General features: G+C 63.2%; 20 protein-coding genes and 1 pseudogene. 8 read left to right on the plus strand and 13 right to left on the minus strand.

The genetic code is table 11. The features are described 5' to 3' along the window. Positions 1–31 precede the first annotated feature (31 nt). The 3 genes from J5Y21_RS00085 to glnA form a co-directional block, all read right to left on the minus strand. Positions 32–559, minus strand: coding sequence for a PIN domain-containing protein (locus J5Y21_RS00085; protein ID WP_210571547.1), 528 nt, complete (start codon positions 557–559; stop codon positions 32–34). Continuing rightward, the gene (locus J5Y21_RS00090) at positions 549–1,340 is read right to left on the minus strand and encodes a hypothetical protein (protein WP_210571549.1); all 792 of its coding nucleotides are present in this window, start codon (positions 1,338–1,340) and stop codon (positions 549–551) included. The genes J5Y21_RS00085 and J5Y21_RS00090 overlap by 11 nt, the downstream gene beginning before the upstream one ends. Before the next feature lie 165 nt (positions 1,341–1,505). Continuing rightward, positions 1,506–2,942: a type I glutamate--ammonia ligase gene (gene glnA, locus J5Y21_RS00095; RefSeq protein WP_210571550.1), complete on the minus strand. Its 1,437-nt coding sequence runs from the start codon at positions 2,940–2,942 to the stop codon at positions 1,506–1,508. Between the two features lie 197 nt (positions 2,943–3,139). Here glnA and J5Y21_RS00100 point away from each other — a divergent pair, with 197 nt between their 5' ends. Next, positions 3,140–3,550, plus strand: coding sequence for an RDD family protein (locus tag J5Y21_RS00100; protein WP_246874807.1), 411 nt, complete (start codon positions 3,140–3,142; stop codon positions 3,548–3,550). A 39-nt stretch (positions 3,551–3,589) separates the two neighbouring features. Here J5Y21_RS00100 and J5Y21_RS00105 read toward each other — a convergent pair whose 3' ends face one another. The 3 genes from J5Y21_RS00105 to J5Y21_RS00115 form a co-directional block, all read right to left on the minus strand. Next, positions 3,590–4,378: a DUF4191 domain-containing protein gene (locus J5Y21_RS00105; protein WP_210571552.1), complete on the minus strand. Its 789-nt coding sequence runs from the start codon at positions 4,376–4,378 to the stop codon at positions 3,590–3,592. A 135-nt stretch (positions 4,379–4,513) separates the two neighbouring features. After that, complete coding sequence (locus J5Y21_RS00110) at positions 4,514–5,725, minus strand: MaoC/PaaZ C-terminal domain-containing protein (protein WP_210571553.1); 1,212 nt, start codon at positions 5,723–5,725, stop codon at positions 4,514–4,516. 5 nt (positions 5,726–5,730) lie between these two features. Next, positions 5,731–7,065, minus strand: a complete 1,335-nt coding sequence (locus J5Y21_RS00115) for a 3-oxoacyl-ACP reductase (protein ID WP_210571554.1) — start codon at positions 7,063–7,065, stop codon at positions 5,731–5,733. A 186-nt stretch (positions 7,066–7,251) separates the two neighbouring features. On the opposite strand from J5Y21_RS00115, the gene J5Y21_RS00120 reads away from it, so the two are divergent. From J5Y21_RS00120 to J5Y21_RS00145, 6 genes and pseudogenes are all read left to right on the plus strand, one after another. Then, positions 7,252–8,553 carry an acetyl-CoA C-acetyltransferase gene (locus J5Y21_RS00120; RefSeq protein ID WP_210571825.1) on the plus strand — a complete coding sequence of 434 codons (1,302 nt, stop codon included), beginning with the start codon at positions 7,252–7,254 and terminating at the stop codon, positions 8,551–8,553. Between the two features lie 54 nt (positions 8,554–8,607). Then, positions 8,608–10,722, plus strand: a complete 2,115-nt coding sequence (locus J5Y21_RS00125; protein WP_210571555.1) for an acyl-CoA dehydrogenase family protein — start codon at positions 8,608–8,610, stop codon at positions 10,720–10,722. 195 nt (positions 10,723–10,917) lie between these two features. After that, positions 10,918–11,166 carry an AbrB/MazE/SpoVT family DNA-binding domain-containing protein gene (locus J5Y21_RS00130; protein WP_210571557.1) on the plus strand — a complete coding sequence of 83 codons (249 nt, stop codon included), beginning with the start codon at positions 10,918–10,920 and terminating at the stop codon, positions 11,164–11,166. Then, positions 11,163–12,092, plus strand: coding sequence for an ABC transporter ATP-binding protein (locus J5Y21_RS00135; RefSeq protein ID WP_210571558.1), 930 nt, complete (start codon positions 11,163–11,165; stop codon positions 12,090–12,092). Before J5Y21_RS00130 ends, J5Y21_RS00135 begins: the two co-directional genes overlap by 4 nt. Next, entirely contained in the window at positions 12,089–12,841 is a 753-nt protein-coding gene (locus J5Y21_RS00140) for an ABC transporter permease (protein ID WP_210571559.1), read from the plus strand. The genes J5Y21_RS00135 and J5Y21_RS00140 overlap by 4 nt, the downstream gene beginning before the upstream one ends. Further along, positions 12,838–13,827: pseudogene (locus tag J5Y21_RS00145) on the plus strand (IS481 family transposase). Before J5Y21_RS00140 ends, J5Y21_RS00145 begins: the two are co-directional and overlap by 4 nt. 96 nt (positions 13,828–13,923) lie before the next feature. Here the strand turns inward: J5Y21_RS00145 and lipA are convergent. The 7 genes from lipA to sucB all read right to left on the minus strand — a co-directional run bounded on the left by lipA (position 13,924) and on the right by sucB (position 24,285). Then, complete coding sequence (gene lipA, locus J5Y21_RS00150; RefSeq protein ID WP_210571560.1) at positions 13,924–15,012, minus strand: lipoyl synthase; 1,089 nt, start codon at positions 15,010–15,012, stop codon at positions 13,924–13,926. Positions 15,013–15,080: 68 nt separating this feature from the next. Next, the gene (gene lipB, locus J5Y21_RS00155) at positions 15,081–15,815 is read right to left on the minus strand and encodes a lipoyl(octanoyl) transferase LipB (protein ID WP_210571561.1); all 735 of its coding nucleotides are present in this window, start codon (positions 15,813–15,815) and stop codon (positions 15,081–15,083) included. A gap of 47 nt (positions 15,816–15,862) precedes the next feature. Then, on the minus strand, positions 15,863–16,252 hold the full coding sequence (gene gcvH, locus J5Y21_RS00160) for a glycine cleavage system protein GcvH (RefSeq protein WP_210571562.1): 390 nt from the start codon (positions 16,250–16,252) through the stop codon (positions 15,863–15,865). 2 nt (positions 16,253–16,254) lie between these two features. Then, entirely contained in the window at positions 16,255–17,349 is a 1,095-nt protein-coding gene (gene gcvT, locus J5Y21_RS00165) for a glycine cleavage system aminomethyltransferase GcvT (RefSeq protein ID WP_210571563.1), read from the minus strand. A gap of 12 nt (positions 17,350–17,361) precedes the next feature. Next, entirely contained in the window at positions 17,362–20,262 is a 2,901-nt protein-coding gene (gcvP, locus tag J5Y21_RS00170) for an aminomethyl-transferring glycine dehydrogenase (RefSeq protein ID WP_210571565.1), read from the minus strand. Positions 20,263–20,332: 70 nt separating this feature from the next. Next, complete coding sequence (locus tag J5Y21_RS00175) at positions 20,333–22,090, minus strand: dihydroxyacetone kinase family protein (RefSeq protein WP_210571567.1); 1,758 nt, start codon at positions 22,088–22,090, stop codon at positions 20,333–20,335. A 113-nt stretch (positions 22,091–22,203) separates the two neighbouring features. Next, positions 22,204–24,285, minus strand: coding sequence for a 2-oxoglutarate dehydrogenase, E2 component, dihydrolipoamide succinyltransferase (gene sucB, locus J5Y21_RS00180; RefSeq protein ID WP_210571569.1), 2,082 nt, complete (start codon positions 24,283–24,285; stop codon positions 22,204–22,206). Positions 24,286–24,412: 127 nt separating this feature from the next. Here sucB and J5Y21_RS00185 point away from each other — a divergent pair, with 127 nt between their 5' ends. Then, on the plus strand, positions 24,413–24,796 hold the full coding sequence (locus J5Y21_RS00185) for an oxidoreductase (protein WP_210571571.1): 384 nt from the start codon (positions 24,413–24,415) through the stop codon (positions 24,794–24,796). The last annotated feature ends 11 nt before the right edge of the window (positions 24,797–24,807 follow it).

The following is a 24,807-nucleotide window of genomic DNA, read 5'->3' on the forward strand; positions in this document are numbered from 1 at the left end:
GTAATTAGCTCCTGAAGCCTTTTCGAAAGCCTCAATCAGGCAATTCAGCTTCGCCACCCGGTTGATCTGGAAGAACGAATCCCTTCTCTTCACCTGGGAAGAACGTGAGCGGTGGAGGAGGACATATCTCAATTCCAGGGATCGAGTCAGAGTGTTTTATGAGGCCGTCGTCATTCGTAAATAAATACTCGCAGCCAGATTCGACCGCACAAGCAAGAACAGTGGCGTCTGGAGGTTTGATCACAAACTGTGTGGAGTAATCACGGGCGCGAAGCATGACTTTGCGGTTGACTTCCATCCATAAAACGTCCGCATTATCGAAGAATCTGCGGGCGGCTTGGATTTCTTCGTTATCGATAGGGCCAATGCTGGCTCCTTTGCGCATTCCGACGGCTCCGACGCCTTCGATGCCAACCAACGTGGATAGAACCACATCGAATCCGTCGTAACCCAACACCGCTTCGGTGCGGTCGTTGAGGTTCTCATCTTCGTCCAGAAACAAGCTGATAAAGAGATTCGAATCCACGGCAACGCGGACTGGTTCTTCCTTACGATCCATGGGCGTTGGTTCCTTCGGAGCGGAGCGCACGCATCATGTCCTGTGCTGTCGTTCCTTCTTCTTTCAATCGCCGCCAAATACCGCGCCCCGAAACAGGAACCGTCTTGATTGGCAGTGCCTCAACACTCTTAGCGCTTATCTCCTCGGGTGCATTGGTTTCAGGGTGCCTTTTCAATACGCCCGACACTTCGACTAGCCCTCGAAGGTTGCTGCGGATTGCTTCGTCGAGGTCTTCATCGAAAAGTACTCTCACGTCTTCGTTGGTGAGTGAGTCACGCATCTTCGCGCTAAGCCCTTTAGCGCTGACTTGGTAACTGTAGAGTGTTCCGACCACAGAGCCGATCGAAATGGGAGTCTTCTTCATCGCCTCCTGGATGGACGCAAGCAGAGCGGAATCGAGTTGCGTGACGCGCAGACTGGAACTGCCCGAGAGCTCAGTTGAGTCAACGCCGCTGCGGTTAGATAGCTTCGCCAAGTCCTGCAATAGGGTCGCCTGCTTAGATGACCAGTTAGAAGGCATTTCCTTGTGATCACGAATCGAATCTATGGCGCGCAGAATCGTTGTTTCCACTTCAGGGGTGGCCACAACGCCAGTCACCGCGCTTCCGGAGCGGAGGGATGCCATTTTGACTGGGCCTTGCCCGGGAGTGAAGCTCCCGACCAACTTTCTGAGAAGTTCGAGTCCATCAACAACTGTCTTGGCATCAATAGCGCCCATTTCGCCATTGAGCTTGAGTTCGAGGGCGTGCTGAGTCTCGGTTGACGGGTCTTGGTCCTTCATGGTCACCTCCTATACCCGTATCGACCTTGTATCCCAAAGTCTATGCGGAAAGGTGAACCACGCCTGTTTCGACTCAAAATGGCTAGAACATGCGTCAGTGACCGGGCGTGAAGAACAAGCGCCTAGGGCGAGATGAAACTCGGACCCCAGGCATATCACTGTGCTTTAGACGTCGAAGTACAGCTCGTACTCCAGCGGAGTCGGTCCCATGCGCGACGGCGTGATCTCGTTGTCGTGCTTGAGCTTGATGTAGGTCTCAATCAGGTCGTCGGTGAAGACGTCGCCCTCGGTGAGGAAGTCGTGGTCCTCCTCCAGCGCAGCCAGGGCAGCCTCGAGCGAGGTCGGTGCCTGCGGGATGGCCTTGGCCTCTTCCGGCGGGAGCTCGTAGAGGTCCTTATCCACCGGCTCGTGCGGCTCAATGCGGTTCTTCACGCCGTCCAAGCCAGCCATCATCATTGCGGCGAAGCCGAGGTACGGGTTGCCCGACGGGTCCGGCGCGCGGAACTCGATGCGCTTTGCCTTCGGGTTGGAGCCCGTGATCGGAATGCGGATCGTTGCCGAGCGGTTGCGCTGGGAGTACACCAGGTTGATCGGTGCCTCGAAGCCCGGCACCAGACGGTGGTAGGAATTCAGCGTCGGGTTCGTGAACGCCAGAACGGCGCCGGCGTGGTGCAGAATGCCACCGATGTAGAAACGCGCGATATCGGACAGGCCACCGTAGCCGGACTCGTCGTAGAACAGCGGCTCGCCGTCCTTCCACAGGGACTGGTGGGCGTGCATGCCCGAACCAGCCTCACCGGCCAGCGGCTTCGGCATGAACGTCGCAGTCTTGCCCCACTTCTTGGCGGTGTTCTTGATGATGTACTTGAACGTCTGCAGGTCATCCGCCGCGTGCAGCAGGGTGTTGAACCTGTAGTTGATCTCCTGCTGGCCGCCGGAGCCCACCTCGTGGTGGAAGCGCTCGACATCGAAACCGGCCTTGGCCAAGTGCAGCGCCATGTCATCGCGGACATCCAGCGTCTGGTCATACGGCGGGACAGGGAAGTAGCCGCCCTGCATGCGGGTCTTATGGCCCAGGTTCGGGGTACCGTCGTTTTCGAGCTCGCGGCCGCGGTTCCACCAGCCCTCGATGGAGTCGACCTCGTAGAAGGACTTGTGAGCCTCGGCGGAGTAGCGGACGGAATCGAAGAGATAGAACTCGGCCTCAGCGCCGAAGAAGCAGGTATCGGCAATCCCGGTGGACCCGAGGTACTCCTCCGCCTTCAGCGCGATATTGCGCGGGTCACGGGAGAAAGCCTCGTGCGTGAACGGGTCGTTGACGAAGAACTTCACATTCAGCGTCTTCGCCTTGCGGAACGGATCGATCTGCGCGGTAGCGAGATCCGGCATGAGAATCATGTCGGACTCATCAACAGTGGTGAAACCGCGAATCGACGAACCGTCGAAAGCCAAGCCTTCCTCGACAGCGTCCTCGTCGAACATGGACGCGGGAATGCTGAAGTGGTGCTCAATGCCAGGCACATCGGTGAAGCGAACGTCGACGAACTCGACTTCTTCATCCTTGATGAATTTCATCGTGTCCTGGATATTTTCAAAGCCCACAGTTAAAAACTCCTTGAGTGCAAATTGGGTTCTTCCAACGATGTTACATGGAAGGACAATGTCTCCGCCGGTGTACCGAAGAGATGAATTCGGATTAGAAAAACGGTGTTCTATCCTTGATGACCATGGGTAATGCGCAGCGTGGCGGCAACGCCGGAAAACAATCGCCCCGTCCCGCAGGCGGCGACGACGACTTCATGGTCGGACGCTGGCCAGGGGAGCACCTCGGCATGCCGAAGAGCGGCAGCGGAGCCATGGCATCAGTCATGCGCCGCGCCGGAGGCGTGCTCATCGACTGGGGAATCTGCTGGATCATTGCGGGTTTCATCGTCATGAATACCCACGTATTCGGCGGGACCGCCACGTTGACGTACATCCTTTGGCTGCTGCTGGGAATCATCAGTGGCTGGCTCTTTGCACGCACGCCGGGAATGGCAGTGCTGGGGATGGGCGTCGCTCGCGTCGATAAGCCTGGCGCGACCGTCGGCTTCTGGCGAGCGGCGGTGCGCACCATCTTGACTGGATTCATCTTCCCCGCGGCGATCGTTGACCCTGACGGCCGCGGGATGCACGATCGTGCGACCGGGACAGCAGTAATCCGCTCGTAACCTTGGCGGCTGACGAGCGGATTTAGCTGGAAACTCTGTTTATTTTCCCTTGCGCTGTTGCATGCGGCGCATCTTGCGGTTCATGCCCGCCATATTCTGCGCCTGGTGCGGCATCGGGCCCTTCGGCAGGCCGGCGCGCTGGCCGCCGCGGATATTGTCCATCGCTTCGAGCTTCGCGTTGACGGAATAAACCTCGTCCTTGCTGTAGTTCTTCGGAAGCTTCAACAGCGTGCGCTGGAGCTTCCTCGGCGGGACCTGGTCCTCGCCCGAACCCACGAGAATCTCGTGGATGGGCACACCCGCGACGAGGCGGTCGATGCGCTTGCGCTCTTTCTCCATCATCGGCTTGAGACGCTTCGGGTCGCCCTCGCCGACGAGCACGACACCTGGGTTGCCCACCACGCGGTGGACGGTGTCCATCTGCGGATTAGCGGCAATACCCGTCTTGGTCAGCCACACGATGCCCATCGTGTTGCGCATATTCTCGAGCGTCCACGCAGCCGCGCCTGGGGTGTCGCCGACTTCCTCGTACATGGAGCCCTCGAGGCGGCGGGTGAAGATGAACATCGCCAGCACGAAGCCGAACAGAATGCCAGGGACGAGCATGAACCACTCGCCACCGAACAGCAGACCGATCAGGAAGAAGAGCAGCGCTACGCCGACGATGGACGCCAGCATCAGCGGGATCAGCTTCTTATCGCGCTTGCGCTGGAGGTTGAACGCCTGCCAGATCTGGGAACGGGTCTGCTTGCGTTTCAGGCGCTTCGCCGAGCGCTGTTCCTTCTTCGCGGAAGCGTCGGCTGCAGTTGCCTTCTTGTCCTTTGCCATGGTCACTAGAGTAACGAAGAGCCCGCACCCCGCACGAACTACCACGGCTGATTGGTGCCACACACGCGAAACCCCGCCGCTTCCTGTGGCGGGGGAGCGGCGGGAAAGTGCGGCCGACGAGTCAGCGCTTGTGGCCTACAGCGGAGTGATCTCCGCGTTGAGGTGCAGCTTGTCCGGCTTAGAGGAGCCGCGCAGCTGGATATCGTACGAACCGTCCTCGTCCTTGATGGTCCACAGAGCGACCTGCGCTGGGATCACCACAGGCTTGACGAACTCGACGGAGTAGCGCAGTGCCTGAGGCAGACGGCCCTCAAGCGGAGCGAGCACAGCCGCGGCGGAGTACATGCCGTGAGCGATGCGCGCCGGGAACCCGAACAGTTTCGCACCCAGGTTGGAGGTGTGAATCGGGTTGTGGTCGTTGGAGGCCTCGACATACGCGTTGACGTCGGAACCAGTCCAGCGCCAGCGGGCGTTCGGCTTGAACTCCGGCAGCTCCGGCTTCGGCAGGACCTTGCCGGAATCCTTGGCGCGGGTGGTCACGCTGACATTCGCAGACTTGGCGAATTTCGCGCCCATGCCCAAAAACGTCGAAGTCTGGCGCCACACCGGCTCGCCGTTCTCCTCGCCTTCGACGAAGATCTCGGTGACGACGTCGACCAGCAGACCACGGCGGTGCGGACGCAGGTTCTCCCCGTGGGAGCGGATGGTGTAGGTGTCGTCGACCTTGAGCGTGCGGGTCTGCTCGATCACGTTGGTGACGTGCACCGCGCCCATCGCCGCGTACGGGAAGTCCGGGCGGGAGAGCAACTCCATGACGAGCGGGAAAGAGAGGACGAAGAAGTAGGTCGGCGGCAGGTCGTTGCCCAGGCGCAGACCGGTCGCGCTGGTGTAGTCGGCCAGGTTGGCCTTATCCACCTTCACGCCGTTGACCTGGATTGCCGACGTAGGATCCTGCTTCGCCTCGCGGGTACCGCCGATACCTGGAATGGCGCTGACGAAGATCTTGCGGTTGATCGCCTTCATGTCCGGAATGGACTTCAGGTTCTCGTACTGGCGGGTGCCGTTGGCGGCTGCCTTCGTCGCAGTCGCGTCGGCCTTCGAGTCTGTCGCCTCTTCAGCCTTGCGCTCCGCCTTCTTTTCGGCGGCATCGGTCAGCTCGTCGACCTTGGACGAGACCTTCTCCTTCACGCCTTCGATGGCGTCGGCTGCCTTGTCAGCGACCTCTTCAGCTTTGTCCTGAGCCTGTGCAGCGGCTTCCTTAGCTTCGGTCTTGGCTTCAGCGGCGGCTGCTTCGGCCTTCTTCTTGGGGTCGTTGTCGTCGTTGCCCCGATTTACAGCAGTAGTCATTGTGTTTACGCTCCCAGGAGGTTCTGGCCGCAGACACGGACGGTGTTGCCGTTGACGGCGACGGAAGACGGTGCAGAGAAGTATGCGACGGTCTCAGCGACATCGACCGGCTGGCCACCCTGGTTCAGGGAGTTCAGGCGACGGCCGACCTCGCGCGGGCCGAACGGCATAGCGGCGGTCATGTCGGTCTCGATGAAGCCCGGTGCGACGGCGTTGATGGAACCGCCGGCCTTGGCGATGCGCTCAGCCAGAGCGTCGACGAAGCCGACCACGCCTGCCTTGGTGGTGGCGTAGTTGGTCTGGCCGCGGTTACCGGCGATGCCGGCCATGGAGGAAACGCCGATGATGGCCGGGGTCTCGGCGAATGCGTCGGCGTCGAGCAGCGCCTCGGTGATGCGCACCGGTGCGACGAGGTTGATGTTCTGGACCATGTTCCAGCGGCCCTCGTCCATGTTGACGAGCAGCTTGTCGCGGGTGACACCTGCGTTGTGGACGATGGTGTCGATCTTGCGGCCGTAGCGCTCTTGGGCGTGCTTGGCGATCTCCTCGGCGGCCTTCGGGTTGGTCACGTCGAGCGGCAGGGCAGTGCCCTTGACCTTGTTCGCGGTCTTGGCGAGGCCCTCACCAGCCTGCGGGATGTCCACGCAGATCACCTTGGCGCCGTCGCGGGCCAGGGTCTCGGCGATGGTGGCGCCGATGCCGCGAGCAGCACCGGTGACGACAGCGAGACGGCCCTCGAGCGGCTTCTCCCAGTTCTCCGGAAGCTGAACATCGACCGGGGTAATGCGGATGACCTGTGCGTCGACGAAGGCGGACTTTCCGGAGAGGAGGAAGCGGAGAGTGGACTCGACCTTGTTGATCTGTGCGCCGTCGATCGCCGGGTCCACGTAGACCAGCTGAACCGTGGCGGACTTGCGCATCTCCTTGGCCAGGGAGCGGGTGAAGCCCTCGAGTGCGCGGGCAGCGATGCGGGCATCAGCGTTGTCGAGCAGCTCCGGGGTGGTGCCGATGACGATAAGGCGTGCGTTGTCCAGGACCTTCTTCAGCTGCGGGTTGAAGAATTCGTACAGCTGGACCAGGTCTTCCGGCTTCTCCAGCTGGGTCGCGTCAAAGACGATGCCGGCGCGCTTGGTGTCTGCCTCTGCCTTGATCAGCTTGTACGGGCCGTCGAGGAGAGACGTGATCTGCTCGGCCAGTCGGCCGTTGCCACCGACGACGACCGGGCCGTGAAGAAGATCCTCACCCTGCTTGTAGCGGCGTAGGGGGTAGCCCTGGGGGACACCCGCCTTCGCGGCGAGAGGGGAGTTGATGAACTGTTCGAGGAGGCCTTTCTTTGCCACAACTTTCTCCTTCTGATTTGGGGGTGCGACCGTATCAATTCGGTAGCTCTGTGTCGGATACTATTATAAGATCGCAATGGTGACGAACCTTACAAAGTTCGAACTTTGTAAAATGTCAGACAAATATCGCACGGTAAACGACTGAACAGCAGTTACTTACCTCGAGCTCCATGGGAAGTGCAGGAAATAAGCATGAATCAACCCCGCAAAGTAGCCATTCTCGGCGGAAACCGTATCCCGTTCGCGCGTTCCAACAAGGAGTACGCGAAGGCCTCTAACCAGGACATGCTGACCTCGGCCCTCAACGGTCTTGTCGCACGTTATGGCCTGCAGGACCAGGAGATGGGTCTCGTCGTCGGCGGTGCTGTGCTCAAGCACGCACGCGATTTCAACCTGGTTCGCGAGTCCGTGCTCGGTTCGGAGCTGGCGTCCACGACCCCGGCCTTTGATCTGCAGCATGCTTGCGGCACGTCGCTGACTTCTGCGATCCAGGTCGCTGACGCTATTGCGCTCGGCCGAATCGAGAACGGCATTGCCTGCGGTGCCGACACCACCTCGGATGCTCCGCTGGCTGTCAATGACACGCTGCGTAAGACGCTGATCCGTCTCTCCAACGCGAAGTCTGTGAAAGATCAGCTGAAGCTCGCTGGTTCCATTCGTCCGAACCAGCTCGCTCCGGAGCAGCCGCAGAACGGTGAGCCGCGCACCGGCCTGTCCATGGGTGACCATGCAGCGATCACCGCACGCGAGATGGAGATCTCCCGTGAGGAGCAGGATGAACTGGCGGCGACCTCCCACCAGAACCTGGCCAAGGCATACGAAGAGAACTTCTTCGATGATTTGATGACCCCGTTCTTGGGTGTCAACCGCGACACCAACCTCCGCCCGGATTCCACCGTGGAGAAGCTGTCCAAGCTCAAGCCGGTCTTCGGTAAGAAGGACGCCGAGCAGCACGGCGGCACCGCCACCATGACCGCGGGTAACTCCACCCCGCTTACCGACGGCGCCGCGGCAGTCCTGCTCAGCTCTGAAGAGTGGGCAAAGGAACAGAACCTTCCGGTCCGCGCGTACCTGGTCGACTCTGAGCTGGCTGCTGTGGACTTCGTGTCCGGCAAGGACGGCCTGCTGATGGCACCGACCTACGCCGTGCCGCGCCTGCTCGAGCGCAACGGACTGACCCTGCAGGACTTCGACTTCTACGAGATCCACGAGGCATTCGCTTCCCAGGTGCTCGCCACCCTCAAGGCATGGGAGGACGAGACCTACTGCCGCGAGCGTCTCGGTCTCGATGCCCCGCTGGGTTCCATCGACCGCTCCAAGCTCAACGTCAAGGGCTCTTCGCTGGCAGCCGGCCACCCGTTCGCGGCGACCGGCGCACGCATCCTCGCTTCCGCAGCGAAGACCCTCGAGGAAAACGGCGGCGGCCGCACCCTCATCTCCATCTGTGCCGCAGGTGGCCAGGGCGTCGTCGCGATCATCGAGCGCTAAACATCACATACCCCCCACCACATAAAGGAAGCATTTTCAGGAAAGAAGGTCATCATGACTTCCGTTGAGGACAAAGTCCGCAAGGTCAATCTGGAACGCCGTCCCCAGAAGGCGTCTCCCGAAACCCGTTCCCCGCAGGCACTGCCGGAGACCCCGGACGCAGCAGTCGCGGGCAAGCTGAAGAAGCTGCTCGACGGCCAGTGGGAAGAGCAGAAGGACAATATCCGCGAGCAGCTCAATCGTGAGGAAGCGCTGCCGATGATCGAGGGCTCCGTTGAGGAGATCCGCGCGGCCCTGCTGGAAAAGGTCAAGATGGTGGCTACCTCCGGCATGATGCAGACCGCTTTCTCCAAGGCCAACGGTGGTTCGGGCGAGGCCCACATCGGCATTCTCGGCCTGGACCTGCTCGGCCAGTTCAACGGCTCGCTCGCGATTAAGTCCGGCGTGCAGTTCGGTCTGTGGGGCGGCGCTGTGGACGTGCTCGGCACCGAGCGTCACCGCGAATACGCGCAGGGTGCTATGGACCTGTCCAAGCTGGGCTCCTACGGCATGACCGAGCGTGGCCACGGCTCCAACGTGCAGGAGCTGGAGACCACGGCGACCTACGACCCGGAGACGAAGGAGTTCGTGATCAACTCCCCGTCCCCGTCGGCCACGAAGGTCTACATTGGCAACACCGCCCGCGACGGCCGTTGGTCCGCAGTTTTCGCTCAGCTCTACACCCCGGGTGTGGAGGAATCCCACGGCGTGCACTGCTTCGTCGTGCGCATCCGCGAAGAGGACGGCTCCCCGGTCGAGGGCGTGTCCATTGGCGACCACGGCCACAAGGGCGGCCTGCTCGGCGTCGATAACGGTACCCTGACCTTCGACAACGTCCGCATCCCGCGTGAGGCTCTGCTCAACCAGTTCGGCGACGTCGACGAGGAAGGCAACTACACCTCTCCGATCGAGTCGAAGAACCGCCGCTTCTTCACGATGCTGGGCACCCTGATCCGCGGCCGTATCGCTGTCGGTGCAGCCGGCGCAGGTGCGACCAAGTCCTCTCTGGCGATCGCCCTGAAGTACGCGCACCAGCGTCGCCAGTTCGACTACGGCGACACCGGCACCGAATCCAAGCTGATTGACTACCGTCAGCACCGCCGCCGCCTGATCATTCCGCTGGCCCGCTCCTACGCCATCCAGCTGCTCCAGAACCAGCTGACGGCACGCTACGCAGACCAGACCGAGCGCCAGGCATCCGGCGAGTGGTCCGTGACCAACCCGACCGAGGCGCAGTCACTCGCGTCCCGCGAGATGGAGACCCTGGCAGCGGCCTTCAAGGCTGTGGCCACCGAGCATGCCACGGACACCATCCAGGAGTGCCGCGAGGCCTGCGGCGGTGCCGGCTTCATGTCGGAGAACCTGCTGACCACCTACCGCGCAGACACCGACGTGTACAACACGTTCGAGGGCGACAACACCGTCCTGCTGCAGCTGGCCGGCAAGAACCTGCTGACGGCCTACACCAGCGAGATGGCTAACCCGTCCGCGATGGACATCGTGAAGTTCGCGGCCACCAACGTGACCGACATCTTCCGCAGCCGCGCGGGCCTGGGCGCCACCGTCCAGTCTGTGGTGGACACCTTCACCAACGAAGAGTCCTCCCTGTTTGACGCGGACTACCAGCTGAAGGTCACCCAGATGCGCGAGCAGCTGGTCATGCGTTCGCTGATCCGTCGTATCCAGGGCGCACGCAAGCTGGAGAAGGCTGAGGCCGCCAAGGTCATCGACAAGGCGCAGGACCACATGCTGAGCGCGGCATGGGCCTACATCGAGAGCCTGATGGTTCAGGCCATGATCGAGGCAGAGCGCTCCCTGCCGGTCGGCTCCACCGAGCGCGCTGTCTTCGAACAGGTCCGCCACCTTTTCGTCCTGGACACCATCGTCCGCGAGGCCGGCTGGTACCAGGAGCACAACGTGATCTCCTCGGGCCGCGTCAAGGCAGCCCGCGCTTCCATCAACGACCTGGTCGACTCTCTCGGCCCGTGGTCGGAGGTGCTCGTCGATGCCTTCGCTATTCCGTCGGTCGTGCTCGACCGCCCGCTGTTCAAGGACGGCGGCACGGACGACTCCCGCGACAACCCGGAGGCAATGAAGGTCGGCTCCAACATTCCGACCGGCAAGAAGTAGCCCAGTGACGGTCCCTGATTAAGACGGGGCCTCGCTCACATGACTAAGGCCCATCAGGGGAGATCCCTGGTGGGCTTTAGTCGTCGCTAGATGTACTGACCGGACACGTTGATCGACTACATGCCGTGAGGTCACTTCCTGGTTGGTGCCACTTGTTATACTTGTTATACTTGTGGTACCAACCAGGAGGTCAGCATGGACATGGATCAAACGCCCCCACCGGGCAAGTACGCCGCGACGGTCAAGGTCGGCCCCAAGGGACAGGTCGTCATCCCCAAGGGCGCGCGGGAGCTCTTCGATATTCACCCGGGCGACAGCCTGCTCCTGCTCGCTGACGCGAACCAAGGGATCGCTTTGATGCGCCAGGAGACGCTCGATCAGATCGTCATGCAGGCGATGCCTAGCCATCAGGCCCCCGTGGACTCCGAGGGTGATGAGGGATGAAGAATGTCGTGAGCTGTGCGGCTGTCAGCCGCAACTTCGGCAGCTTCACTGCCCTCGAAGACGTCTCCTTCAAGGTCCGCGAAGGAGAGATCTTCGGGGTCGTGGGCCCGAATGGTGCTGGTAAGACGACCCTGTTGAACTGCCTGGAAGGACTGGACCGCCCCTCGTCTGGGCACGTCGAGGTGCTCGGCTGCGACCCCATCAAGGACCAGCACTCGTTGGCGCAGCAAATTGGGGTCCAGCTGCAAAGTGCGGCCCTGCCACCTCGCCTCACTGTGCGGGACGCCCTCGAGCTCTACTCCGCCCTCTACGAGCGTCCGCGGCCTTGGCGCGAACTGCTGAAGGATCTGGGGATCAAGGACAAGGCCAACGCCCGCGTTGACAGGCTCTCGGGTGGGGAGCGTCAACGAGTGTTCGTCGCCCTCGCCTTGATCAACCGTCCCCAGCTCGCTTTCTTGGACGAGCTCACCACCGCTCTCGATCCTCAGTCACGTCGAAACATGTGGGACACCGTCGAGCACGTCCGCGATAGCGGTGCAACGGTCGTTCTCACAACCCACTACATGGAGGAGGCCGAACGGCTATGCGACCGTGTAGCCATCATCGACCACGGCCGGTTGGTTGCTTTGGACACAGTGGCTTCCCTCATCCAGCAACACGCCGGCGAAACCACGGCGAAGCTCATCCTGTCGGCGTCGCCTAGCGCAGAGTTCGACCTCAACGGAGTTCCTGGCGTGACCAGCGCTCGAACAGAGGGACGGGAACTGACCATCCGCGGCGCTGCGGACGGGCTGCAGGGCGTCCTTTCTGCACTGGCGGCACACCGCATCACCGTAACGAGCATGAGCACGACGACCCCCGGCCTTGAAGACGTCTTCCTGGCCCTCACCGGTCGACACATCACCACCGAGGAGCAGGCGGCATGAACGCATATCGAGCCCTTCTCAAAGCCCTATGGCGCTCCCAGCGCCGCGACCCTGTAGGCCTGTTCTTCTCTTTCGGTTTCGCGCCGGTTTTGGTGCTGGCCTTGGGTGTGATCTTCGGTAACGATCCGCGACCGGAGTTCGGTGGACGGGGATTCCTCGATGCGACCCTGCCCGCCTTCGCCTCTCTTGTTCTCGCCATGACCGGGGTCCTCCAGGTGCCCGTGGCGATGCTGACCCTTCGTGACACGGGCGCACTCCGACGCCTGAGTCTTACGCCGCTGCGTCGTTCCACCTTCATCGCAGCGAGCCTCACCGTGCACTTCGTCGTAGGTATTGCGGGCATGCTCACCGCTTTGGCGATTGGGATCGGGGTTTTCGGGGTGCCCATGCCTAGCCACGTCCCAGGTGTCCTGGCCGTGTGCCTCATCGGGCTCAGCACCTTCCTCGCAGTGGGTTGCGCGCTTGCGGCGCTCTATCCGTCCGCCACTGCCGCTACGGGCATAGGGAACGTGCTCATGATCCTGCTCATGCTCACATCCGGAGCCTTTACGCCATTGGCGGCGATGCCGTCGGCGATTCAGCAGATCGTTAAGTATTCACCCGTCCGTTGGTTCGTCGAAGCCGCTCAACACGCGTGGGACGGCGACCCACTAGCCGCCATGATCATGCCGGTGTTTCTTCTGAGCGTTGTACTCGCTGTCGCTGCTCTCGTTGGCCGGTGGCGCTTCCAGTGGGAGCCGGTCCGATGACGACGCACGCGAACGCCGCTCTCACACTTCGCCACCGACTCAAGGTCGCCCGCCTCGTCGTCGACGAAGGATGGCCGATCAGCGAGATCGCAGCCCGGTTCCAGGTGTCGTGGCCCACCGTGAAGCGTTGGGGCGACCGCTATCTGTCCGGCGAGTCCATGCAGGACAGGTCCTCGCGCCCGAAGAACTCACCGACCAAGACATCGCTCGCGGTCACGAAGCGCTGTATCAGCCTGCGAATGAGGCTGCGAGAAGGACCGGTTCAGCTCGCCGTGCGCGTCGGTGTCGCTCCATCGACCGTGCACCGCATCCTGCGCTCGGCTCGATTGAACTGACTTGCTTACCTCGACCGCGCCACTGGCGAGCTAGTTCGCCGGTATGAACACCGCTACCCTGGCTCCCTCGTCCATGTAGACGTGAAGAAGTTCGGGAACATCCCCGATGGCGGTGGCTGGCGCTACGTGGGCCGCCGCCAAGGAGAGAAGAACCGTTCCGCCACCCCCGACAAGCCGAAGAACAAGTGGCGCGATCCCAAGCTCGGGTACGCCTTCATCCACACCGTGATCGACGATCACTCACGAGTGGCGTACTCCGAGGCCCACGACGACGAGACCGCCACCACTGCGGTCGCTTTGCTGCACCGTGCGGTCGAGTGGTTCACCGATCGTGGCGTCACTGTCGAACGAGTCTTATCAGACAATGGCGGTGCCTACCGCTCGCACCTGTGGCGCGGCACCTGCGAGGAGCTGTCCATCACCCCGAAGCGGACCCGCCCCTACCGGCCGCAAACCAACGGCAAGGTCGAACGTTTCCATCGCACAATGGCCGACGGATGGGCTTACGCTCGCTGCTACACCAGCGAGCAGGAGCGTCGCGACGCACTCGCTGACTGGCTCCACCATTACAACCACCACCGGCCGCACACGGCCTGCGACTACCAGCCGCCCATCTCCCGATTGACCAACGTCCCCGGTCAGTACAGCTAGAGCGAGTCACTGTTCGCATACGTCAAACCCAGCTATCTGGATCCAGATAGCTGGGTTTAGAGCTGTGGCGGGGCGGCGGAGCGCCTGCGCCCACCCCTAGTCGGCGCCGATGCCCGGCATGCCGAGCCCGACGGCGGGGCGGCCTGCGGAGACGACCGGGGTTTCCTCGGACGCGCCGTACTTGTTCAGCAGGGTCTCGGCTTCCTGGTCGGTGGCGCCCTGGGAGGTCTCGGCAAGGTGCTTCAGGTTCTCCGGAAGCTCGCGGCCGTGGAACTTCATGGCCTCGACGTAGAGCTTGCCGGCGCGGTAGGAGGAGCGCACCAGCGGGCCGGACATGACAGCGGCGAAGCCCATGTCGTAGGCGGCATCGCGGTATTCAATGAACTCCTCCGGCTTCACCCAACGCTCGATCGGGTGGTACATCGGGCCGGGGCGCAGGTACTGGGTGATCGTGATGATGTCGGTGCCCGCGTCGTGCATGTCCTGGAGCGCCTCGAGGACCTCTTCACGGGTCTCACCCATGCCGAGAATGAGGTTGGACTTGGTGATCAGCCCGTAATCGCGTGCCTGGCGGATGACGTCCAGGGAGCGGTCGTAGCGGAAAGCCGGACGAATGCGCTTGAAGATGCGCGGAACGGTCTCCAAGTTGTGGGCGAAGACCTCCGGCTCGGCTTCGAAGACCTGCTGGAGCAGGTCCGGCTTACCGGAGAAGTCCGGGGTGAGGTTCTCCACGCCGGTGTGCGGGTTGAGCTCGTGGATCTTGCGCACAACCTCGGCGTAGAGCCATGCGCCCTCATCTTCGAGGTCGTCACGCGTGACACCGGTGATGGTGGAGTAGTTCAGCTCCATTTCGCGGACGCTCTCTGCGACGCGCTGCGGCTCTTCTCGATCGAGCGGCTCCGGCTTGGCGGAGTTGATCTGGCAGAAATCGCAGCGGCGGGAGCAGTTCGCGCCACCAATGAGGAAGGTAGCCTCACGGGATTCCCAACACTCGTGGATATTGGGGCAGCCGGCCTCCTGGCACACGGTGTGAAGGGAAGCACCCTTCACCTTCTTCCGCATGTCCTCGTATTCGGGGCCCGTTTTCACGGCGTTGCGGATCCAACGCGGCTTGGATTCGATCGGGGTCTGCGCGTTGCGTTTTTCAACGCGGCGCAGCTTGCGTCCTTCTTCTGCGACAGTCACGGGTTCCACGTTAACCCCGCTCGCGCAAAGGTGCGAATATGGCTGGCCGAAGCAACCCCCGTTTAGAGTCAGTCGCGCGAAATGGTGTGGTCGGCGACGGCGAGTTCGCCCGAGAGCGCGCGGTCGAGATTGCGAATGAGCGGGGGAGCGAGTTCGTCGGGAGTGACATCGCGGCCCAGCTCGAGGCTCATCGTGGTGACGTCGGCGTCGCTGATGCCGCAGGCGACGATGTGCCCGAAGTATTCGAGGGTGTTGTTGCAGTTGACGGCGAGGCCGTGCATGGTCACGCCGCGGGTGATGCGGATACCCAGCTGGGCGACTTTGCGGTCGCGGCGCACGCCTATCGACGGATCGTCTGCCGGCACCCAGACACCGGAGCGGCCGTCGATGCGGCCGGCGTCCTCCACACCGAATTCGCGGATCGTGGCGATCATGGCTTCCTCGATGCGGCGGACGAAGTCCACCACGTCGACGGGGTCGGCGAGCTTGATAATGGGGTAGATGACCAGCTGGCCCTCGCCGTGCCAGGTGATGCGGCCGCCGCGGTCGACGGTGACAACGGGCTGGCCGTTATCGGGGAGATCCTCCGGCTGGGTGCGCTTGCCGGCGGTGTATGTATTCGGATGCTGCAGTACGAGCAACGTATCGCCGATCTCGTCGTCGGCACGCTGGGCGGCGAGCTTCGCCTGCAGCTCCCAGGTCTCCGAATAGTCCACGAGCCCCAGTTCCCGCACGTCTAGTGGGGAATCTGAGGCTCGGATGGAGCGGTCTGCGGGGAAGAACGGTTCACGCGGGGCACTCATGCCCTTCATGGTAGACCTCCCGCCGCGTCGGCTTAAGAGGAGACCGTTTACAGGCCGTTTGCGGAACCGTACTCGTCGGCAGTCATGAGCGGACCTGCGGATTCGACGGCGACCTCGAAGAGCCAGCCCTCACCGAACGGGTCGTTGTTGATCGCCTCGTAGTTGTCTTCGATGTCCTCGTTGACCGCGGTGACCTTGCCGGTGACCGGGGAGTACAGATCAGAGACGGACTTGGTGGACTCGACCTCGCCGCAGGTCTCGCCTGCAGTCACGGTGTCGCCGACGGCCGGCAGCTCGGCGAAGACGATCTCGCCGAGGCGCTCGGTGGCCACAGAGGTGATGCCGATGCGGACGGTCTGTCCCTCTACGGCGTCAGCGGCGGCGTTGACCCACTCGTGGTCCTCGGAGTAGGAGAAATCCTGGGGCAGATCAGACATTCTTATTTGTCCTTTCGGGAGTAGAAGGGGGTCTCAGAGATGGTGTAAGCGTAGCGCTTACCCCTGATGTCGACCTCCACTTTAGTGCCCGGCTCAGCGTGCGCGGGATCAATGTGTGCAAGAGCCACCGGGTGGCCCAAAGTGGGGGAGGGCTGGCCGGAGGTGACCACGCCGATGCGGGTGTTAGAGCCGTCCTCGTCTGCGAGGAAGACCTCAGCACCTTCGCGGGCGGCGCGGCGCTCTTCAGAGGTCAGGCCGGCGATGACGACGGATGGCTCGCGTCCGGTCAGGGCGTCCTTGCCCACGAAATTCGCTTCCTTCTTGGCGAAGGCGCGGCCCATACCCGCCTCGACGGGGGTGATGTCGGCGGTGAGCTCGTGGCCGTACAGCGGCATGGAAGCTTCCAAGCGCAGGGAGTCGCGGGAGGCGAGGCCGCACGGAATGCCGGAGTCGATCACGACGTCCCAGACTTTCTCGGCGTCCTCGTTCTGGCAGAAGAGCTCGAAGCCGTCCTCGCCGGTGTAACCGGTGCGGGCGACGAAGACCTCCACGTCGGAGCCATCAGACTTCAGAGTGGTCCACGCGCCGGAGTAGTAGGCGAGGGGCGCCGGGTCGTCGGCAAGCAGGGGCGTGAGTGCCTCGAGCGATCCCGGGCCCTGGACGGCGACGAGCGCCACTGCCTCGGAGTCGTTGCGGATCTCAACGTCGAAGCCCTCGGTGCGTGCCTCGAAGGCGGCCCAGACGGTCGCGGTATTGGCGGCGTTGGGCACGACCATGAAGTGGTCGTCGGAGAATTTGTAGGTGATCAGGTCATCCAGGATTCCGCCGTTCTCGTCGACGATCATGGAGTACTTGGCTTTGCCCACCTTGAGGTTGGACAGGTTGGAGATGAGGACGTAGTCGAGGTACGCGCCGGCGTCCGGGCCGGTGACGTCGATCTCGCCCATGTGGGACAGGTCGAAGATACCCACGGCGTTGCGCACGGCGCGGTGCTCTTCGAGCTCGCTGCCGTATTTCAGCGGCATAGTCCAGCCACCAAAGTCGGTGAACGATGCGCCGAGCGCTTCGTGCTTGCTGTGCAGCGGAGTCTGCGGCATGTGTGTGCTCCTTTACTTACTGTTTTCTTCGGTGACGACAGGCTCGATGATCTCGCCGTCCTCAGGGGAGGCGGAGAGGTCGAATGCTTCCGGTGGTGGGCAGGCGCAGACGAGGTTGCGGTCGCCGTAGGCCTCGTCGATGCGCCGCACCGGCGGGAAGTACTTCCCACCGGTGAGCAGGGATTCGACCGGGTAGGCGGCCTGCTCGCGGGTGAAGGCGTAGTCCCAATTGGAGGTGACCAGGCTGCGCGCGGTGTACGGCGCGTGGTGAATGACGGAATCCTCGTAGGCCACCTTGCCGTCGATGATGTCCTGGATCTCTGCGCGGATGGAGCGCATTGCGGTGACGAAGCGCTGCAGCTCGGCGATGTCCTCGGACTCGGTCGGCTCGATCATGAGCGTGCCGGCAACGGGGAAGGCGAGTGTTGGGGCGTGGAAGCCGTAATCGACGAGGCGCTTAGCCACATCGGCTGCGGTGACGCCGGAGGCATCGGTGATCTCGCGCAGGTCGATGATGCACTCGTGGCCCACCAGGCCGGCGTTGCCGGTGTAGAGGACCGGGAAGGAGTCGTTGAGCTCGTGCGCCAGGTAGTTGGCGTTGAGGATCGCGTTGCGGGTGGCCGAAGCCAGGCCGTCAGCACCGGACATAGCGATGTATGCCCAGGAGATGGGCAGCACGCCTGCGGAGCCGTAGGTGGTCGCGGAGATCGGCACACCGGCGCCCTCGGCGGCTTCCTTGGCCGCGTCCGCACCGGACATCTGCGGGTCGGCGGGCAGGAACGGGGTGAGGTGCGCACCGACGCCGATCGGGCCGACGCCTGGGCCACCGCCGCCGTGCGGGATGGTGAAGGTCTTGTGCAGGTTCAGGTGGCTGACATCGCCGCCGAAATCGCCCGGGCGGGCAAGACCTGTCAGGGCGTTCATGTTCGCGCCGTCGATGTAGACCTGGCCGCCGACAGCGTGAACCTTGTCCGCGACCTCGGTGACGGTCTCCTCGTACACGCCGTGCGTGGACGGGTAAGTGATCATGATGGCGGCGATGTGCTCGCCGTACTGCTCCAGCTTGGCATCCAGGTCGGCGATGTCGATCGAGCCGTCCTCTGCGGTCTTCACAACGACCACGCGCAGGTTCGCCAGTGTCGCCGACGCCGCGTTCGTGCCGTGCGCGGAGGCCGGGATCAGGCAGATATCGCGTTCGGTATCGCCGTTAGCCACGTGGTAGCGGCGGATGGCCAGCAGGCCAGCCAGCTCGCCGGTCGCGCCGGAATTCGGCTGGACGGACACTGCGTCGTAACCGGTGATCTCCACCAGCCAGCCGGTCAACTCGTCGATCAGCTCGCGCCAGCCCTCGGTGTACTTGTCCGGGGTGAACGGGTGCACGTTGGCGAAGCCGGGCCACGTGATGGCCTCCAGGCCCGCGGTCGGGTTGAGCTTCATCGTGCATGAGCCCAGCGGGATCATCGTGCGGTCGAGAGCCAAGTCCTTGTCGCCGAGCGAGCGGATGTAGCGCATCATCATCGTCTCGGAGTGGTGGGTGTTGAACACCTCGTGGGTGAGCACCTCGGTGGTGCGCGCGAGCGCATCCGGCAGGTGATTCTCCGCCGAAGCAGCGGGGTCATCGATGATGCCGAAGCCGTTGAGCAGCGCCGCCAGATCGGCGTTTTCAGTGTCCTCGCCGAAGCTGACAGCCACGGTGTCCTCGTCGACGGCGCGCACGAGGTAGCCAGCGTCGGCCAGCGTGTCGACAATGCCCTGCGCGCGGCCCGGGACGGTGACAGCCACGGTGTCGAAGAACGCGTCATGCTTGACGGTCAAGCCAGCATTGCTTATCGACGCCGCGAAGCGCCCCGCCCATTCATGCACGTCCCGCGCGATCTCGCGCAGGCCTTCCGGCCCGTGGTACACGGCGTACATGGACGCGGTGACAGCGAGAAGTGCCTGGGCGGTGCAGATGTTGGAGGTCGCCTTCTCACGGCGGATGTGCTGCTCGCGAGTCTGGAGGGCGAGACGGTAGGCCGGATAGCCCTCAGCGTCGACGGAGACACCGACGAGACGGCCCGGCATCTGGCGCTTGAGCTTGTCGGACACAGCCATGTACGCGGCGTGCGGACCGCCGTAGAACAGCGGAACGCCGAAGCGCTGCGTGGTGCCCACGGCGATATCGGCGCCGAGTTCGCCCGGGGATTCCAGGAGCAGCAGCGACAGCGGGTCAGCGGCAACGGTGGCAAGACCGCCGCGGGAGTGGATCGCCTCGATCACCGGGCGCGGGTCGACGATATCGCCCTCGGTGCCTGGGTAGGCCAGAACGACGCCGACGAAGTCCTCACCGACCAGGTTGGAGTCGAGCGCGGTGACCTCCACTTCGAGGTCCAAAGCACGCGCGCGCTCTGCGGCGACGGCGATGACCTGGGGGTGCAGGCGTGCGTCGAGAAGCACGCGGCGGCCCTTCTTCACCTTGCGAGACATCAGGCCGATGGCCTCGGCGACGGCAGATGCTTCGTCGAGAAGCGATGCATTCGCGATCGGCAGGCCCGTGAGGTCTTGCACCAACGTCTGGAAATTGAGCAGCGCCTCCAAGCGGCCCTGGGAAATCTCCGGCTGGTACGGGGTGTAGGCGGTGTACCAGCCAGCATCCTCCACGACACCGCGGCGGATCACCGGGGGAGTGATGGTGGAGGAGAATCCCTGGCCGTAGAAGGCCTTTAGTACCGTATTCTTTCCGGCCAGCTCCCGCAGGCGGTTCTGTGCTTCTTGCTCCGTCAGCGCCTCCGGCAGGTCAAGCGGTGCCTTCGCCAGGATGCCCGGTGGGGTAGCGGCGGCAACCAGCTCATCGACCGAACTGTAGCCCACAGCGTCGAGCATGATGCTGCGCTCGCTGTCCGTCGGGCCGATGTGGCGGGAAATGTAATCCACGACAACTAGCTCCTTGAAGTATTTAGTGCGTCACGTTTTACGTTTGCCTACGAGTGTAGAAAACCGTGTTTTAGAACTCGTCGACGGCTGCCTCGCCGAACAACCATGTGATGGCGATCGCGCCGGGATCCGGCACATCGGCGGCAGATTCTCCCAGGTAAGAAGCACGGCCTTTCTTGGCCTGCATGCCACGCGTGGATTTGGCGCCCTCCACAGCGGGGGTGTGAAGCTGCTCGAGAACCTCGGCGATGGTGTTGGCTCCGGCCCCCTCGACGAGATTCGCAGCTTCCTTCGCGGCGGGGGCGAGGGAGTCGATCAAGGTGTTATCGCCTTCCTTTGCGCCGCCGAGTGCGGTGATCGCGTCGACGCCGTTGTTCAGGCCGGTGCTCAGGGCGCGGGCGAAGTCGGCGGCATCGGCGTCGCGTGAATCCACGTCCGCATCGGCGAAGGCATCGCCCATCTCACGGAAGAGCGTGCCCAGCACTGCGCCTGAGGTTCCTCCAGCGCGGACGAGCATGCGGTGGGCGAAGAACTCGAGCACATCGGCGTCTGAGCCCTTGAGCGGGGTCTCGATATCGCCGAAGGCAGCCTCGAGGTTCTGGCCGAAATCACCGTCGCCGGCCACACGGTCGAGCTCAGTGAGGTCGTCGTAGGATTTGCCGAGGCGGTCGGCGAAGGCGGTGAGCCACTCGTTCTCGGCACCGTCATTCGGAGCCTCGCTGTCATCGACCATGAGGGCCGGGGAGTACTGCGGATCGGCGACGACCGCGGGCCACGCCGGGGCCGCGGTGTCAGCGTCGATGAGCTCCAGCAGCTCGTCATCGACGACGGTGACGGTCAGGGACACGCCCGCCATGTTCATGGAGGTGACCAGGGTTCCCACAATGCCCCGTCGGACCGTCGCTCCGCGTTCCCCAAGCTGGCCCAAGGCCTGACCGAAGACCAAATCCAGCTCCAGCTCGCTCACGCCTCCGAGGCCGTTGACCAGCAGGACGACATCGGCGCCGTCGAGCGCCACATCGGCGTTGCCGAGGGATTCGGTGATGCCGTCCAGCAGCTCTTCGACGAGCGCTTCCGCGGTCGGTGCCTCTCTCTGCGTGGTGTCGCGGCGCTCCACGCCCGGCTCGCCGTGGATGCCGACACCGATCTCAATCTCGCCTTCATCCAGATCGAAGGTCTCGCGGTCGGTCGTGGGAAGGTGCCCCGGCATGAGCGCGACAGCCATGCTGCGGGACTGGTCGGCGGCCTTCTGTGCGGTCGCGGCGACCGTTGCCAGATCGTCGCCGCGTGCGGCGGACGCGCCCGCGATCTTCTCCACGATGATGGTCGCGCCAGTGCCGCGGCGGCCAGGGGAGTCGTCGTCCTCGTCGATCTCGGTGGCTGCGTCGTCCGCGACGGTCACGGTGGCCACCTCGGCGTCGGAGCTATTAGCCGCGACGGTGAAGTTCATGACGTCGCCGGTGTAGTTCTTCACCACATGCACGACGCCCTCGCCGCGGTCCGCCCAGTCAGTCGCCGCAGTGATCTGGACGGCGTTGGGGGAGGTGAACAGCAAGCCCGGGCACGCCGCGTCGAGCATGCCGGCACCGATGAAACCGGCGTGCATCGGCTCGTGGCCGGATCCGCCACCGGAGATCACTGCGACGTGGCGGTCGGCGTTGCCGTCGTTCTCCTCTGCCAGCCCGATGAAGCCTTCCTCGTGCCACTGCGCATTTGGGTGGGCGGCGACGAGCCCGCCGAGCGCTTCCTCCATGAAGTGGGCGGGGTGGTTGCGGAAAGACCTGTAGCTGTTCTTCTCGGCGTTGTTCTCAGTCGAATCCTGTGACATGAAAACCAGTGTATCGACTGCGCTCAAGGAGCGTTTTGGCAGATAAAACGGCCCGGCAACTGACCGTCGTGGTCAGTGCCGGGCCGTTTGAAGAACCCAGGTTCAGCGTGGACTTAGAGGTCCATGTCGTCCTCGAAGTCGCCTGCCTCGACGCGGTCCTTGATCGTGGTGATGAAGCGACCTGCGTCAGCACCGTCGACGATCTGGTGATCGTAGGTGAACGGCAGGTAGCACATCTGGCGGATCGCGATGGAGTCGATGCCGTCCTCGGTGACGATGACCGGACGCTTCACGATCGCGCCGGTGCCCAGGATGCCGGACTGCGGCGGGGTGAGGATCGGGGTGTCCATCAGTGCGCCAGCGGAACCGATGTTGGTGACCGTGAAGGTCGCGCCGGACAGGTCGTCCGGGCGCAGCTTCTTGTCGCGTGCGCGTGCAGCCAGGTCGGCGATGCCCTGAGCGATCTCAGCCAGGGACATGTTCTGGGTCTGCTTCAGAACCGGCACCAGGAGGCCCATCGGGGTGTCAACGGCGATGCCGATGTTGACGTCCTCGTGGTAGGTGATCTCCTTCGTCTCCTTGTCGTAGGAGGCGTTGACGTTCGGGTGGGAGACCAGAGCCTCAGCCGCAGCCTTGACGAAGAAGGCGAGGAACGTGATGTTCGCGCCGTGCTTCTCGACGAATGCCGGCTTGACCTTCTTGCGCAGGTCGGCGATGCGGGTGACATCGACTTCCTGCACGTGGGTGAGCTGTGCGGAGATCTGCAGGGACTCGACCATCTTCGCAGCGGTGATCTCGCGGATGCGGTTGACCTTCTGCGTGGTGCCGATGAGCTCCTGCTTGGCCGGGTCGACGGCCTTGGTGGACCAGCGTGCGCGCGGGCCGGAAGCCTTCGGTGCGGACTCTGCAGCAGCCTTGGTGTCCGTGGCCTCGGATGCGCCCTTAGCGGAACCGCCCTCGGCAGCGGCGAGGACATCCTGCTTGCGGATGCGGCCGCCGACACCGGTGCCCTCGACGGAGTTCAGGTCGACGCCGTGCTTCTCAGCGAGCTTGCGGACCAGCGGGGTGACGTACGGAACCTTGCCGCCGTTGTTGACCTTCGCGGAGGTGGTGGCAGAAGCGGACTTCTCAGCCTTCTTCTCCTGCTTCGGCTCAGCCTTCTTTTCTTCCTTCGGCTCTTCCTTCTTCGGAGCCGGCTTCTCCTCTTCCTCTTCCTCAGCGTCGTCAGAGGAATCGTCAGCAGCAGCCTCAGCATCGCCGATGCGTGCGATCGCGGCGCCGACCTCGATGGTGTCGTCCTCGTCGGCGAGGATCTCCAGCAGGGTGCCTGCGACCGGGGAAGGGATCTCGGTGTCGACCTTGTCGGTGGAGACCTCGAGCAGCGGCTCGTCGACCTCGACGAGGTCGCCGACCTCCTTCAGCCAGGTGGTGATGGTGCCCTCGGTGACGGACTCGCCGAGCTCCGGCATAGCGACCTCGGTGGACTCGCCGGAACCCTTCTTGTCGGAGGAGGACTTCGGTGCAGACTTCTTCGGAGCGTCTGCCGGAGCTGCGGCCTCTTCCTCTTCTGCTTCGTCAGCGGAATCGTCGGAGCCGGAAGCAACTGCGTCAGCGTCGCCGACGCGGGCGATGACCTCGCCGACCTCAACGGTGTCGTCTTCCTGCGCCAGGATTTCAACGAGCGTGCCTGCGACCGGGGACGGGATCTCGGTGTCGACCTTGTCGGTGGAGACCTCGAGCAGCGGCTCATCGACCTCGACCTCGTCGCCGACCTCCTTCAGCCAGGTGGTGATGGTGCCCTCGGTGACGGACTCGCCGAGCTCCGGCATTTCCACGTCGGCAGCGGAACCGGAACCGCCTGACTTCTTCGCCGGTGCGGACTCGGTCTTCTCCTCGTCCTCGTCCTTATCCTCGGAAGCAGCAGCGTCGTCGTCGGAATCGTCGGACGGCTTCTCGCCTTCGTCGCCGACAATGGCGATGACCTCGCCGACCTCGACGGTGTCGTCTTCCTCAGCCTTGGTCTCCAGCAGAACGCCGGCGACCGGGGACGGGATCTCGGTGTCGACCTTGTCGGTGGAGACCTCGAGCAAAGGTTCGTCGACCTCGACGGTGTCGCCGACTTCCTTCAGCCACGTGGTGATGGTGCCTTCGGTGACCGATTCGCCCAGCTCGGGCATCTCTACAGAGTGAGCCATGTTGATGGAGTCTCCTCAAAAAATTGCAGACGTTGATACGCCACCAGCGTACCTGCTTAGCCAGTATGGTGCGTGCGCGGATGTCTGCTTTGGGGTGTGTTCTATATCGCCTTATATGATGTGGTGCGTGTTCAATATCTTCGGTTCCCGCAAAAAGAACTCGCCGATCAAGCCGCCGCGCGGTCCCGGCGAGACCGTGCGGCCTGAAGACATCAGGTACCTCGAGCAGTGGACCGCACAGCACGCCTTCGTTGAAGGGTTTGTTGAACCGGAAACGCTGGTCAACGAAATGTCGGTCGTGCTTGTCGCGGAGAACGGGGAATTCACCCGTCGCCGGATCGGTGGGCCGAAGGGCATCGACGTGGTCGCGAAACAACTGGGCATCGCGCTTTACGACGTCGAGGAGACCGGTTATCCCGACCGCATGCGCAAGCGGATGGAGCAGGAGCGCATCCTGCGCAAGCGTGCCGAACAAAAAGAACGCCGCGCCCGGTTCGAGCGCGGCGAGTAGAACATTCCCCT

The organism is Corynebacterium sp. Marseille-P3884 (assembly GCF_017942225.1).
Taxonomy (GTDB): Bacteria; Actinomycetota; Actinomycetes; order Mycobacteriales; family Mycobacteriaceae; genus Corynebacterium.